Genomic DNA, 13,120 nt, shown 5'->3' on the forward strand with positions numbered 1-13,120 from the left:
AATGCAGGTTCAAACGACGGCTTGCTTGCCCTGCGGGGCAGGCGAGATGAGCGACGCGGCGATGTCTTCCATCGGCGCAAGATGCTCGAGCGGGCCGATCGCCGACAGTGTCGGCACCGTGTCGAAGAACAGCCGGCCGGCAAGGTCGGTCAGCCTTTCGATGGTGATGCCTTCCAGTCGCTCCATCATTTCAGAATTGGAGATCGGTCGCCCGTAGAGCATCATCTGCCGCGCCACCTGGCCGGCGCGCGCCGCCGGGCTTTCCTGGCCCATCAGAAGCTGGGCGCGGATCTGGGCGCGGGCGCGCTCGATTTCCTTTTGGTCGATCGAGGTGGCCGACTTATGCAGTTCGTCGATGATGACGGGAACCAGCTCCGGCAGGTTCTCGCCGCCGGTCGCGGCATGGATGCCGAAGATGCCGGTATCGGAAAAGCCCCAGTGGAAGGCGTAGATCGAATAGCAGAGCCCGCGGATTTCGCGCACTTCCTGGAACAGCCGCGAAGACATGCCGCCGCCGAGGATGTTGGCGAGGATCTGCGAACAGTAGAAGTCGCGGGCGTGATAGGCCTTGCCCTCGAAGCCGAGCAGGATCTGGGCGTCCATCAGGTCGCGGGTTTCGCGGATATTGCCGCCGATATATTTGGCGGGGTCCATGACCGGCGTGGCGCTCGGCGCCGTCGGCAGCGAGGAAAACCGGTCCTCGACCATGCGCACGAACTCGTCGTGCTGCACGGCACCGGCCGCGACCACGAACATGCGGTCGGTCGTGTAGTTGCGGCTGAGATAGCCGCGAATCTGCTGCGGGGTGAAAGAGACCACCGTCTGCGGGGTGCCGAGAATGGCGCGGCCGAGCGTCTGGTCGCGATAGGCGACTTCCGAAAACCGGTCGAACACCACGTCGTCGGGCGTATCGTTGGCGGCGTTGATCTCCTGCAGGATGACCTGCTTCTCACGCTCCAGCTCTTCCTCTTCGAAGGCGGATTCGGTGAGGATATCGGCCAGGATATCGACGGCGAGCGGCACGTGGTCTTTCAGGACGCGCGCATAGTAGGAGGTCGTTTCGGTCGAGGTGGCGGCGTTTACCTCGCCGCCGACATCCTCGATCTGCTCGGCGATCTCGCGGGCGCTGCGGCGCGCGGTTCCCTTGAAGGCCATGTGTTCGAGCAGGTGCGCGATGCCGTGCTCGTCTGTCGTTTCATTGCGCGAACCTGATTTGATCCAGACTCCGAGTGCTGCACTTTCGAGATGCGGCATGTTCTGTGTGACTACTGTCAGCCCGGATTTGAGCCGGGTGCACTCAACTGTCATTGGCTATCTTTCTGCGCCTTCCGCTGATTAGGCCCGGGAATGCTGGTCGATAAACGTCTCTACCTCTTTGAGCTCGGGCTTAACGATCTGAAAGCGCTCCTCCTTGTCCATCAAATCAGCAAGCCACGTCGGAAGCGCGGGGTCAATACCGGATGCGGATTTTACGGCGGCGGGGAACTTGGCCGGATGCGCGGTGGCAAGCGTCACCATAGGCGAATTGGCCTTTTCGTGCTTCTCGGCCACGAAAACGCCGATCGCCGAATGCGGATCGAGCAGGTAGCCGGTCTTTTCGAGCGTGGTCCTGATCGTCTCGGCCACCTGCTTTTCGCTGGCGCGGCCGGCACGGAAATCCTTCTTGATGAAGGACATGGCATCGGCCGAAATGTCGAAGCCGTTCGACTGCTTCAGGCTGTCCATGGCGGCGCGGACCTTCGAGGCGTCGCGTCCATAGGCCTCGAACAGCAGCCGTTCGAAGTTCGACGAGATCTGGATGTCCATCGACGGCGAGGTCGTCGCCTTGACGTCCTTCATCTCGTAGCGGCCGGTCTTGATCGTGCGCGCCATGATGTCGTTTTCGTTGGTGGCGACGACCAGCTTGCCGATCGGCAGGCCCATGCGCTTGGCGCAGTAACCGGCGAAAATATCGCCGAAATTGCCCGTCGGCACGGTGAACGAAACCTTCCGGTCCGGCGCGCCGAGCGTGATCGCCGTCGTGAAATAATAGACGATCTGCGCCATGATGCGCGCCCAGTTGATCGAGTTGACGCCCGAGAGCTTCACCTTGTCGCGGAACGCGCCGTCGTTGAACATCGCCTTCACCAGATTCTGGCAATCGTCGAAATTGCCCTCGACGGCGAGCGCATGCACGTTGGACGCCGTCGATGTCGTCATCTGCCGCTGCTGCACCGGCGAAACCTTGCCGTGCGGGAAGAGGATGAAGATGTCGGTGCGCTCGCGTCCGGCGAATGCGTCGATCGCGGCCCCGCCCGTGTCGCCCGAGGTGGCGCCGACGATGGTGGCGCGCTCGCCGCGCTTCTCCAGCGCATAGTCCATCAGCCGCGCCAGCAGCTGCATCGCCACATCCTTGAACGCCAGTGTCGTGCCGTGGAAGAGCTCCATCACGAAGCTGTTCGGGCCGGTCTGCACCAAAGGCGCGATCGCCGGATGGCGGAAGGTGCCGTAGGCTTCGTCGATCATCGCCCGAAACGTGTCGGCGGGGATTTCGCCGTTGGTGAACGGCGACAGGATGGTGAAGGCGATGTCCTGGTAGCTCTTGCCGCGCAGCGCCCGGATTTCCTTCTTGGAGAATTGCGGCCATTCGCGCGGCACATAGAGGCCGCCGTCACGCGCCAGGCCGGCCAGCAATGCATCGCAGAAACCGAGGGCAGGGGCTTTGCCGCGGGTCGAGATATAGTCCACTGTCGTCATCCTTGATGTGCCGGGCCTGAAGAAAATCCGGATTGAAGAGAAAACCTGTGTCCCGCCGTCTCTAAGCCGCAGCTTTGGCCTTCGCCGGCTGCAATCCCGAAATGTGCATCAAAACAGTGCTTACCCAATCGATTTTTGTTTGCGCCGCTGATATAGACCATCGCAAACTGTCACGAAAGGCCCTGTTTTCACTGAACGGGCCCGGCAAAAAACTTTGTGAAGAGGGTGCAATAATCGTGTTCGGCAAGGTCTCTCGTCTTATCGCTTCCGCATCCGTCGCGGCTGTTCTGGTCGGTTGCAACTCGCTCGGGATGGGCGGTGGAGACAGCAAGACATCGGCGTCGGCGCCCTCCGGCGGCAGCGCGCAGGTGATGCCGATGGCCCCGGCCAATCCGTCGTCCAACGATCCGTCGATCGGCACGGCGACCACCGCGTCCGGCAACACGGCGCCTGTCGTTCAGGGCGCTTGCCCAACCATCTACATGAAGGACGCCGAGGCGATCTATTACCGCTACGCCGGCGGCGCCAAGACCGGCGCGCCCGACAAGCTCGCCTTCCAGGCCTCGATCGGCAACTACACCCGCCAGTGCACGCTGAACGAACAGAATCTCGTGATGACCGTCGTGGCGCAGCTGCGCATCGTCGCCGGACCGGTCGGCGCCTCGGGCAACGTCACGCTGCCGATCCGCATCTCCGTCTATGACGGCGAGGACGCGCTCTATTCGGAAGTCACCAACTTCGCTACCCAGATCGACCCGAACGGCGCCACCCAGGTCCTGTTCCGCAAGGACGGCATCAGGCTGCCCGTCGGCTCCGGCTCGCTCGTCCGCGTCAACGTCGGCTTCGACCAGGGCGCGCCCGCCAAGGGCAAGGGCAAGAAGAAGTCCAGCTAAGGTTTTTGGGGTAGGGCGGCTATAGCCGCGTTGTGGGATTAAAGGGTGAGGGGGCCTTACGGCACAGCGCCTAAGCCCATTCCCTCAAACCCTCAAAAACTCAGGCCACGCCTTCCCATTCCGCCAGCGCCGCGACCACGCCCGGCAGATCCACCATCCGCGAGATCACCGTCTCGGCGCCCGCATCCGTCAGCCGGTCGGCATGCGAGGGATAGGTGTGCGAGGCGCCGGTGAAGCCGATCACCCGCATGCCGGCGGCGCGCGCCGCGTGGACGCCGTGCACGGAATCCTCGACCACCACGCAGCGCGATGGCGAAGCGCCCATCTGCGTGGCGCCGTGCAGGAAGATATCTGGCTTCGGCTTGACGCGGTCGGCGCCGAGATCCTTGGCCGAGAAGATGTTGGGCGCGAAGAACTGGCTGAGCCCGACCTTGGACAGCATCATGGCGAGCCGCGCGCTCGACGAGTTCGAGCAGATGCAGCGCTTGAGGTCGATGCGCTTGAGCACCGCCTCGACACCCGCGATCGCCTGCACCTCGGACGCCAGCCGCATGTCGAGGAGCTTCTCGGACTTGTCGAGCAGGGAGGCCGAGAGCGGAATGCTCGCTTCGCGCTCGATCTGCAGCAGGATATTCTGCCAGGTCATGCCGGCGAACCGCTCGCCCATTTCCTCGATGCTAATAGGGTAGCCCGCTTCCGTCAGAAGCCTGGACTCGACGTCCGCCGCGATGATTTCGGAATCGACCAGAACACCGTCGCAGTCGAAAAGAATGAGGTCGAAGCCGTTCATGTAAGTCTCAAGCCTTCGTTGGGGATGAGCGGGCTTTACACGATGCCTCGGCCGATCTCAACCGGCCGTGCGTCATGGCTGGCCTGCGGTCGTCGGATGGCTAGGGTTACGCGCTATCGAATTGCCTGCGGATGCGGGGCCTTGTCGCCTCGACAAGCCATGGTTCGCCCTCTAATGGAAGGGTATGGCCAAGGAACCGGAAGACACAATCGCAAGCCGCATCAGCCGCGTGCTCGCCGACCGCATCGTTCGCGGCGAATTGCCGGCCGGCTTGCGTCTGCGCCAGGATCATATCGCCGAGGAGTTCGGCGCCAGCCACGTGCCCGTGCGCGAAGCCTTCCGTCGCCTGGAGGCGCAGGGGCTGGCGATCAGCGAGCCGCGTCGCGGGGTGCGCGTCGCCTCCTTCGACATCAAGGAGGTGCGCGAGGTGGCCGAGATGCGCGCCGCGCTCGAGGTTCTGGCGCTGCGCCACGCCGCCAAGCACCTGACGCCTGCGATCCTCGACGCCGCCGAGGAGGCGACCCGCGAGGGTGATGCGGCGGCCGACGTTCACGCCTGGGAGGAAGCCAACCGCCGCTTCCATCGCCTCATCCTGACGCCCTGCAACATGAGCCGTCTGCTCGCCTCGATCGACGATCTCCACGCCGCCAGCGCCCGCTTCCTGTTCTCCGCCTGGCGTTCGGGATGGGAAAAGCGCACCGACCACGACCACCGCGCCATCCTCTTGGCCCTGCGCCAGGGCAGGGCGGAAGAGGCGGCCGGCATCCTCGAGCGCCACGTCCAGTGGATCGGCCGCGCGCCGAAATCCACCAGCAAGGGTGGCGAAAACGGCGAAGCCTTCGCCATCGTCGGCTGAATTCTCAAAATTATAGATAATTTATTCTCGGCGTGAATTCCCTGGAATTTCGCGCTTTTCGGCCGCTTTCGCTGTCGGTACGGCGCGCGATCGCGTTTGTTCGCTGCGCAATCGCATCTCGGCCGCTTGCCATCGCGAAAAATCTCTCTCATAAAATAGATGGGAATCAAAAATTATCTATAATTTGAGAAGGAGAGTTTATGTCCCTGTTCGATCAATCCCAGGAGTTCCGTTTCGACCCGTTGCGTCTCGCCGCCCGGCCGACCGCCATCAAGGCCGTCTTCGTGCTGGCGGGCACGCTTATTTTGGCGCTCGCCTCGCAGATCTCGGTGCCGATGGTGCCGGTGCCGATCACCATGCAGACTTTCGCGGTGACGATGATCGGCGCGCTCTATGGCTGGCGTCTCGGCGCGGCGACGGTGCTGGCCTGGCTTGCGGAAGCGGCCATCGGCTTCCCGGTTCTGGCTGGCGGCGCCGGTGGTCTGGCACCGTTCGCGGGCCCGACGGCGGGCTATCTCGCCTCCTTCCCCGTTGTCGCGGCCCTTGCCGGCTGGCTCGCCGCGCGCGGCTGGACCGGCGACGCCGTGATCCGCAGCTTCGCCGCCCACTTCGTCGCCAACATCCTGTGCCTGGCGATCGGCGGCCTGTGGCTCGCAAACCTGCTCGGCATCGAGAAGGCCTGGCTGCTCGGTGTGGCACCCTTCATCCTCGGCGCGGTGCTGAAGTCGGCGCTGGCGGCAGCCGTGCTGAAGGGCGTCAGGATCTACACCGGCCGCTGAGGTGACCGTTCATCTGCGCGCCCACCACCTGCTCTGCATGCTGACCTTCGTCGGTGAAGGCTACACGCCCGCCTTCACCGAGAATTACATCCGCGTCGCCCGGCGCCTGTCGTCGGGCGAGGAGATCGAGGTGGTCGATGGCCCCGACGATATCTGCGCGCCGCTGCTCTCGGGAGCGGCGGCGCATTGCCGCAACGAAAGCGTCGTGGCGCGGGACAGGGCGGCGGCGCAAGCCGTCGGCCGTCTGTTGGGGATCGCGGTCGGGAAGGGCACCCGCATCTATCCCGACGCGGCGCTGCTGAAGCGTCTGCGCCGCAACTTCGCCCTCGGCACGATCCGCAAAGCCTGCGACGAGTGTGAGTGGAGCGAGCTCTGCGGCCATGTCGCCGAGCGCGGCTTCGCCGATGTGCTGGTCGCGCCGGACTGACGCATGTCTGCCGAAAGCGGTTCGCGGTTTCGGGATAACCACATGCGCGAAAACAAGCGCCTGAAGCGTGCCGCGCTTCAGGCCGCGACCGGCGTCTCCACCGGAAACAGCGCCACGAACTGCCGCTCTCCCTCGGGCGAAAAGATCACCGAGCGGCTTCCCGCCGTGCGCCGCGCCCAGCCCTTGTCGAAGAAACTCGTGAGCAACGCCTTGCCGAGGCTGCCGGCCAGATGCGCGCGCCGCTCGCTCCAATCGAGGCACGAGCGGCAGAGAGGCCGCCGCGATGCCTTGAGGTCGGCGACATCGATGCCGATGCACTGAAACGTCTCCTCGCCCTTGGCGGTCAGCGCCAGCCCGTCGCCGACGGCGTCGATCGCGCCTTTGGCGACGAGGCTATCCAGCATCCGCACCCCGTAATCGCCGGCCAGGTGGTCGTAGCAGATCCGCGCCTTGCGCAGCGCCGGCTCCTTCGGCCCCGGCTGGTGGCGCAGATGCCCGCGACTGGCCGCGAAACCCATCATGCTTTCGATCAGCCGCGCGACCGCCTCGTCGGCAAGGCTGAAATAGCGATGCCGCCCCTGCTTTCGGGGGAGGAGCAATCCGCCGGCCTCGAGCTTGGCAAGATGCGCGCTTGCCGTCTGCAGCGTGATGCCGCCGACCGCGGCGAGTTCGGTCGCGGTCAGCGCCTTGCCACCCGTCAGCGCGGCCAGCATGTTCGCGCGAGCGGGGTCGCCGATCAGCGCGCCGATCTGCGCGATATCAGGTCCTTCCTTCACGGCTCACCTCCTGCGGCTGTCATCTTCCATACTTCGACCGTAGCCGAAGCATCTCCGTCCCGCAACATGGCAAAACCATCCTGCAACCAAGGAGAAAGAGTGATGATCACCTGCTTCATCCGCTACGAAATCGACCCGTTGAAGAAGGATGCCTTCGCCGAATATGCGCGCAACTGGGGCCAGGCCATCCCGCGCAACGGCGCCGATCTCATCGGTTATTTCGCCCCGCACGAGGGCTCGGCGACCACGGCCTACGGCGTCTACAACATCGAAAGCCTCGCCGCCTACGAAGCCTACCGCTCCCGCCTTGCCGCCGATCCGCTCGGCCGCGAGAACTATGAATTCGCTCGCCGCGAGCGCTTCATCCTCAAGGAAGACCGCATCTTCCTGAAGAACGTCTCACTTCCCCACGCCGCAAGGGTGCTGCCATGATCGCTGTCATCTTCGAAGTCCTGCCCTATATGGGCGAGCGCCATCGATATCTCGATCTCGCCGGCGAACTGCGCGCCGAATTGGAGAAGATGGACGGCTTCATCTCCATCGAGCGCTTCGAAAGCCTGACCCTGCGCGGCAAGCTGCTGTCGCTCTCCTTCTGGCGCGACGAGGAAGCAGTCAAACGCTGGCGCAACCTCGAACACCACCGCGCCGCCCAGGCCGCCGGCCGAGGTGGCATCTTCGCGGATTATCGTTTGCGCATCGGCCATGTGGTGCGCGACTACGGGATGAACGAGCGGGCGGAGGCGCCGGCCGATAGCCGGGCTGTGCATGATGTGGTGGGTTAGCTTTCAGAAAACCCGCATCGCCGAGGATTCGATCCGCGCTCTCAAGCGCGGGTGCAGGCCGTCGCGGGTGGTAATGTCGACAGGGCTTCCGAGCTTATCTTCGAGCATCAGCTTGATGCCGATAAGGTCGAAAGCGTTGAAGCGGCTATTGGGGTCGTAATCCACGAAAAGATCGATGTCGCTTGCCTGTTTCGCCTCGTCGCGGGCAACCGAGCCGAACAGGTAAAGCGAGGTCGCGCCCAGCGCGCGCACCGCCTCGGCATTGCTCTTCAGACGTTCGAGCGCTTCGCTTTTCCTCATGCCGCAAGCCTACCGTATACGGATGCACTTTGCCATCGGCCTGAATTTTTTCCCGAAATCGTACCCCGGTTCAGGCTTTGGTAACCAAGATGAGTAACCATAACAGACAGTAAAGAGCGTAATGTGTATGAGCGAGTTAAAAGATGGCGTCTGTATTTCCGCTTGCCGATCTCAAGGCCTCCGCAAAGCCGGGCTCCTGGATCGACACGATCATCAAGGGCGATTGTGTTGCCGCTCTTGAAGCCCTCCCGACCCATTCCGTAGACGTCATTTTCGCCGATCCGCCCTACAACCTGCAGCTCGGCGGCAACCTGCATCGTCCCGATCAGTCGCTCGTCGATGCGGTCGACGACGAGTGGGACCAGTTCGCCTCCTTCGAAGCCTATGATGCCTTCACCCGCGCCTGGCTGCTCGCCTGCCGCCGCGTACTGAAGCCGACGGGCACGCTCTGGGTCATCGGCTCCTATCACAATATCTTCCGCGTTGGGGCCACGCTGCAGGATCTGAACTTCTGGATCTTGAACGACATCGTCTGGCGCAAGACCAACCCGATGCCGAACTTCAAGGGCCGCCGCTTCCAGAACGCCCATGAGACGATGATCTGGGCGAGCCCGAACGCCAAGGCCAAGGGCTACACCTTCAATTACGATGCCATGAAGGCGTCCAATGACGACGTGCAGATGCGCTCCGACTGGCTGTTTCCGATCTGCAATGGCCATGAGCGCCTGAAGGGCGAGGACGGCAAGAAGGTGCATCCGACGCAGAAGCCGGAAGCGCTGCTCGCCCGCGTCATCATGGCCTCTTCGAAGCCCGGCGACGTCATCCTCGATCCGTTCTTCGGTTCGGGCACGACCGGCGCCGTCGCCAAGCGCCTCGGCCGCCACTTCGTCGGCATCGAGCGCGAACAGGATTATATCGACGCGGCGTCCGCCCGCATCGAGGCGGTCGAGCCGCTCGGCAAGGCGGAATTGACCGTCATGACCGGCAAGAAACAGGAGGTCCGCGTGGCCTTCAACACGCTGGTCGAAAGCGGCCTCATCAAGCCCGGCCAGGTGCTGACCGACGCCAAGCGCCGCTATAGCGCGATCGTGCGCGCCGACGGCACGGTTACGGCTGGCGGCGAGGCGGGTTCGATCCACAGGATGGGCGCCAAGGTCCAGGGTTTCGACGCATGCAACGGATGGACATTCTGGCACTTCGACGATGGGCAATCCCTGCGCCCGATCGACGATCTCAGGGCCGTCATCCGCAGTGATCTGGCAAACGCGGGCTGATCCGCGAAAGGCCCGATCGAGACTGCCGTCGACCGGTTTTTGTACCTCCAGTTGCGGAAGACGGCAAAAGGCGCCCGGGATCATACCCCGGGCGTCTTCATTTCGGGCGCCGCCGTCAAGACGCGCGGGCCCGACGAGGCGCGAGATAAAAAGCGCCCCGGCTTTTGACCGGAGCGCTCTATGTCGATCGATGTCGTGGTTTCGGGCTCAGCGCTGCAGCAGCGCCATCCGTTCCTCGTCCTCGTCGCGCTGGCGCCCGCCGATCGCGGCGGCGACGCTGGCGATGAAGGCACCGACGAACAGCGACAGCGCGCCGAACAGGGCAATGGCGGAAGCCGTCTTGCGGGCGTCATCCGCCGCTTTCTGCGCGGCCGTCTTCGCCTCGTTGATCCGCGTCAGCACGGCATCGATCCGGGCCTTGGCATCGGCTTCGGACAGCCCGGTGCGCGAGGCGACCACCTGTTGGAGATAGGTCTGGTCGTCGGCGGAAAGCTTGCCGTCGACGATACCGTTCACCAGCACCCGCGACACCTCGGCGCTCACGGCTTCGTTGCTCTGGTTGGCGGGTGCGGCGGCCGGATTGGAGGGCCGCAGCAGCGCATCGGTGAAATAGACGGGCGAAAAGTCGCTCCTGTTGTCAGCCGCGCTTGCCGTCGCCGCCGCTCCGGCGGTTCCAGCGGCGCCCACCGCGCTTGCCGCTGCCTGCGTGCCCGCGCCCAGCACCGACGACAGCGTCGAGCCCAGCAAACCGGCGACGACGACGGTTGCCAACGCCCATGCGAGGAAGCCGTGCGCGGTGTCGCGGAAGAACACCTCATAGGTATGGACGCCCACCCACTTCGCGCGGAGCCGTCCGGTGAGATAGCCGCCGAGAGCCGCGGAAACCCACTGCACGACGATCAGCGAGACGGCGGCGGTGGCGCCCAGCGTCGTCAGCGACGCGCTTTCACCGGACCATGGAGAGACCATCGTCAGCCCGAGGCCGGAGCCGACCAGAATGAATATGAGCGAGATGGCGGTCGCCGCCAGCGTGCCGGCGATGATCGGTCCCCAGCTTACGGCGGACGCCGACGATTCCAGCGGCGCGTCGGTCACGACGGTGGACGAGGCATAGGACATCGCCACCTCCTAGCGCCAGAAGAGCAGGATAAGGATGATCAGCGGAATCGGAACGCCGAGAAACCAAAGCAAGATACCTCTACCCATCGTAGCCTCCTGTCAGCACGGCTGATTCATTGTTCTGATTGAGCCCGCGATGCGCGGGTGCTCTCAAAACCTTCAGCGGGGCTGATTGTTCCTGAGGCGCTGGAAAATTGCGGTTTCCGTCGCGTCGGGACAGAGGCGCAGGATTTAAAACGCCTGATAGTCCTTCACATCCACCCGCGTCACGCGTCCCTCTTCGTTGAAGGTAATCGTTTCCTCGCCCTCGCGCACCAGCGGCTTGCCGGTCTTGCTGTGGGTGGCGCGCACCGACCACACGGCGCGCCCGGCAAGGGGGCTGACGCGTTCGACCAGCGTGTTGAAGGCCGTCTGGTCGGGGTAGTCGTCGAAATACTTGCGGAACGCCGTCATGATCTCGTCGCGGCCCGAAAGACTGCCGACGCCGTTGGACACATAGGTCGCATCCTCGGCGAAATAGTCCTCGATCATCTTATAATCGAGCCTGTTGATCGCGTCGTGAAAGAGCGTGATTTCCTTGACTGGATCGAATGCCATGGTCAGACCCTCACGCCACGTTCCAAGAGATCGGCGCGCAGCTGCTCGGCGCCGGTGAAGAGCACCGCGTCCCATCCCGCTTTCTTGGCGCCTTCGATGTTCGGCGCCGAATCGTCGATGAAGATCGTCGCCGCCGGGTTGAGGCCGAAGCTCTTGGTGTGCGCTTCGTAGATCGCGATGTCGGGCTTGATCAGGCCGATGTCGCCGGAAACAGTGACCCCGCGCGGCTTGGTGAGGAAGGGAAAGCGCGCTTGCGCCTCGCGGAACGTGTCGGAGGCGAAGTTGGTCAGCATCGTCACGTCGCGGCCCTCGACAATCAGCCCTTCCATGATCGCGACGCTGTCGTCGTAGGAATGCGACACCATCTCGTGCCAGTGCTTGCGGAAGGCGCGGATATGCGCCTCGCGGTCGGGATGCGTTTCGATCAAAAGCGCCTCGGCATCCGCCCATGTGCGGCCGCGGTCCTGCTCGATGTTCCAGTCGTGGGTGCAGACATTGTCGAAGAACCATTTGCGTTCTGCGGCATCCGGAATGATCCGGCTGAAGGGAATATCAGGGTCGTAATGGATAAGAACTTTTCCGATATCGAAAACGATATGATCAATAGGCATTTATCCGTCCTTGGACTGTTGAAACGCGCGTGGGATAGCGGCTGTGATCGCTTTTTTCATGACCGTCGGCAATGCCTGCGCGTCAAGATTTGTAACCGGCTCCCACCATCCGTCATCCCCGTTGATCCTGCCGGGGATCGCCACGCGCCAGATCGACAGCCTGAGCTCGAAATGGGTGAAGACATGGGTGACGGTGCCAGATGGCTGCCAGTCGGCCGCGAACGGGGCGGCGTCGGCCGAGGTCTCGCCGTCGATGCGCGCCGTCCAGCCCGTCGTCGGCACCTCGGTCATGCCGCCAAGCAAACCGCTCTCGATCCTGCGCCGCAACAGCACTTCGCCATCTGATGTCACCGCCACGAAGGCGGCGCCGACGCGAACGGGCTTGGCCTTCTTGGCGGCCTTGACCGGGAAATGCTCGGGATCGTGCAGCGCCAGCGCCTCGCACGATCCGTTGAAGGGACAGAGCGCGCAGGCGGGCCGCTTCGGCGTACAGATCGTGGCGCCGAGATCCATCATCGCCTGGGCGAAATCGCCCGGCCGGTCGGATGGCGTCAGCAGCGCCACCTTCTGCTTCATTAGCGGCTTGGCTGCGGGCAACGGCGTCGAGATCGCATAAAGCCGCGAGATCACTCGCTCGATATTGCCGTCCATCACGGCAGCCTGCCGGTTGAACGCGATCGCGGCCACGGCAGCCGCCGTATAATCACCGATCCCGGGCAGCGCCCTCAGCCCGTCCTCGGTGTCGGGAAACACGCCTGAATGATCGTTCGCCACGGCCTCGGCGCATTTCTTCAGGTTGCGGGCACGGGCGTAATAGCCGAGCCCCGCCCAGGCGGCCATCACGTCCTCGCTAGGTGCTGCGGCAAGATCGCCAACCGTCGGCCAGCGCGCGAGGAATTTCAGGAAATAGGCTTTGACTGCTGGCACCGTCGTCTGCTGCAGCATCACTTCCGACAGCCACACATGATAGGGGTCGGCCTTGATCCCGCGCTTTGCCATCGGCGGCGAAACGCGCCAGGGCAGGTCGCGGTGATGGCGATCGTACCAGTCGAGGAGGGGCTTTGCTAAGGGCGCGGTGGTGGTCTTTAAGGTCATCATTTGCCGTGCGGAGGGGAAGTGCCCTATACTTGGCGAAGCAACGCCCTCCGATCAAGGCGACGGCGCCCGATAGCGGCGGCAT

Annotated in this window: 16 protein-coding genes; 7 read left to right on the plus strand and 9 right to left on the minus strand. The window is 63.7% G+C overall.

Translation table 11 applies throughout. The annotated features are described in order from the left end of the window. Nucleotides 1–9: 9 nt before the first annotated feature. Entirely contained in the window at nt 10–1,308 is a 1,299-nt protein-coding gene (locus GGQ67_RS15320; RefSeq protein WP_183901013.1) for a M16 family metallopeptidase, read from the minus strand. A 27-nt stretch (nt 1,309–1,335) separates the two neighbouring features. Continuing rightward, nucleotides 1,336–2,736 (minus strand): threonine synthase, encoded by a 1,401-nt coding sequence (gene thrC, locus GGQ67_RS15325; protein WP_183901014.1) that lies wholly within the window; start codon nt 2,734–2,736, stop codon nt 1,336–1,338. A gap of 233 nt (nt 2,737–2,969) precedes the next feature. Between thrC and GGQ67_RS15330 the strand changes: the two genes are divergently transcribed. Then, nucleotides 2,970–3,629 (plus strand): hypothetical protein, encoded by a 660-nt coding sequence (locus tag GGQ67_RS15330; protein WP_183901150.1) that lies wholly within the window; start codon nt 2,970–2,972, stop codon nt 3,627–3,629. 100 nt (nt 3,630–3,729) lie between these two features. Here the strand turns inward: GGQ67_RS15330 and GGQ67_RS15335 are convergent, their stop codons facing one another. After that, on the minus strand, nt 3,730–4,419 hold the full coding sequence (locus tag GGQ67_RS15335; RefSeq protein ID WP_183901015.1) for an HAD family hydrolase: 690 nt from the start codon (nt 4,417–4,419) through the stop codon (nt 3,730–3,732). A gap of 184 nt (nt 4,420–4,603) precedes the next feature. On the opposite strand from GGQ67_RS15335, the gene GGQ67_RS15340 reads away from it, so the two are divergent. The 3 genes from GGQ67_RS15340 to GGQ67_RS15350 all read left to right on the plus strand — a co-directional run bounded on the left by GGQ67_RS15340 (nt 4,604) and on the right by GGQ67_RS15350 (nt 6,481). Next, nucleotides 4,604–5,275, plus strand: a complete 672-nt coding sequence (locus GGQ67_RS15340; protein WP_183901016.1) for a GntR family transcriptional regulator — start codon at nt 4,604–4,606, stop codon at nt 5,273–5,275. A gap of 200 nt (nt 5,276–5,475) precedes the next feature. Beyond that, complete coding sequence (locus GGQ67_RS15345) at nt 5,476–6,054, plus strand: biotin transporter BioY (protein ID WP_183901017.1); 579 nt, start codon at nt 5,476–5,478, stop codon at nt 6,052–6,054. A 1-nt stretch (nt 6,055) separates the two neighbouring features. Further along, complete coding sequence (locus GGQ67_RS15350; RefSeq protein ID WP_183901018.1) at nt 6,056–6,481, plus strand: DUF1284 domain-containing protein; 426 nt, start codon at nt 6,056–6,058, stop codon at nt 6,479–6,481. 77 nt (nt 6,482–6,558) lie between these two features. Here GGQ67_RS15350 and GGQ67_RS15355 read toward each other — a convergent pair whose 3' ends face one another. Further along, on the minus strand, nt 6,559–7,257 hold the full coding sequence (locus GGQ67_RS15355) for a metalloregulator ArsR/SmtB family transcription factor (protein WP_183901019.1): 699 nt from the start codon (nt 7,255–7,257) through the stop codon (nt 6,559–6,561). A 102-nt stretch (nt 7,258–7,359) separates the two neighbouring features. Here GGQ67_RS15355 and GGQ67_RS15360 point away from each other — a divergent pair, with 102 nt between their 5' ends. Both GGQ67_RS15360 and GGQ67_RS15365 read left to right on the plus strand, forming a co-directional pair. Then, nucleotides 7,360–7,689, plus strand: coding sequence for an NIPSNAP family protein (locus GGQ67_RS15360; RefSeq protein ID WP_183901020.1), 330 nt, complete (start codon nt 7,360–7,362; stop codon nt 7,687–7,689). Further along, on the plus strand, nt 7,686–8,039 hold the full coding sequence (locus GGQ67_RS15365) for an antibiotic biosynthesis monooxygenase family protein (protein ID WP_183901021.1): 354 nt from the start codon (nt 7,686–7,688) through the stop codon (nt 8,037–8,039). The genes GGQ67_RS15360 and GGQ67_RS15365 overlap by 4 nt, the downstream gene beginning before the upstream one ends. Before the next feature lie 3 nt (nt 8,040–8,042). Here the strand turns inward: GGQ67_RS15365 and GGQ67_RS15370 are convergent, their stop codons facing one another. Then, on the minus strand, nt 8,043–8,339 hold the full coding sequence (locus GGQ67_RS15370) for a nucleotidyltransferase family protein (RefSeq protein ID WP_183901022.1): 297 nt from the start codon (nt 8,337–8,339) through the stop codon (nt 8,043–8,045). Between the two features lie 143 nt (nt 8,340–8,482). Between GGQ67_RS15370 and GGQ67_RS15375 the strand changes: the two genes are divergently transcribed. After that, nucleotides 8,483–9,613, plus strand: coding sequence for a site-specific DNA-methyltransferase (locus GGQ67_RS15375; protein WP_183901023.1), 1,131 nt, complete (start codon nt 8,483–8,485; stop codon nt 9,611–9,613). A 207-nt stretch (nt 9,614–9,820) separates the two neighbouring features. Here the strand turns inward: GGQ67_RS15375 and GGQ67_RS15380 are convergent, their stop codons facing one another. The 4 genes from GGQ67_RS15380 to mutY form a co-directional block, all read right to left on the minus strand. Next, nucleotides 9,821–10,738 carry a hypothetical protein gene (locus GGQ67_RS15380; protein WP_425503791.1) on the minus strand — a complete coding sequence of 306 codons (918 nt, stop codon included), beginning with the start codon at nt 10,736–10,738 and terminating at the stop codon, nt 9,821–9,823. A 225-nt stretch (nt 10,739–10,963) separates the two neighbouring features. Continuing rightward, entirely contained in the window at nt 10,964–11,329 is a 366-nt protein-coding gene (locus tag GGQ67_RS15385) for a nuclear transport factor 2 family protein (protein WP_183901025.1), read from the minus strand. Nucleotides 11,330–11,331: 2 nt separating this feature from the next. Continuing rightward, the gene (locus tag GGQ67_RS15390) at nt 11,332–11,940 is read right to left on the minus strand and encodes an HAD family hydrolase (RefSeq protein ID WP_183901026.1); all 609 of its coding nucleotides are present in this window, start codon (nt 11,938–11,940) and stop codon (nt 11,332–11,334) included. Next, nucleotides 11,941–13,038, minus strand: coding sequence for an A/G-specific adenine glycosylase (gene mutY / locus GGQ67_RS15395; RefSeq protein WP_425503792.1), 1,098 nt, complete (start codon nt 13,036–13,038; stop codon nt 11,941–11,943). Nucleotides 13,039–13,120: the final 82 nt, after the last annotated feature.

The organism is Rhizobium metallidurans (assembly GCF_014196505.1).
GTDB lineage: Bacteria > Pseudomonadota > Alphaproteobacteria > Rhizobiales > Rhizobiaceae > Rhizobium > Rhizobium metallidurans.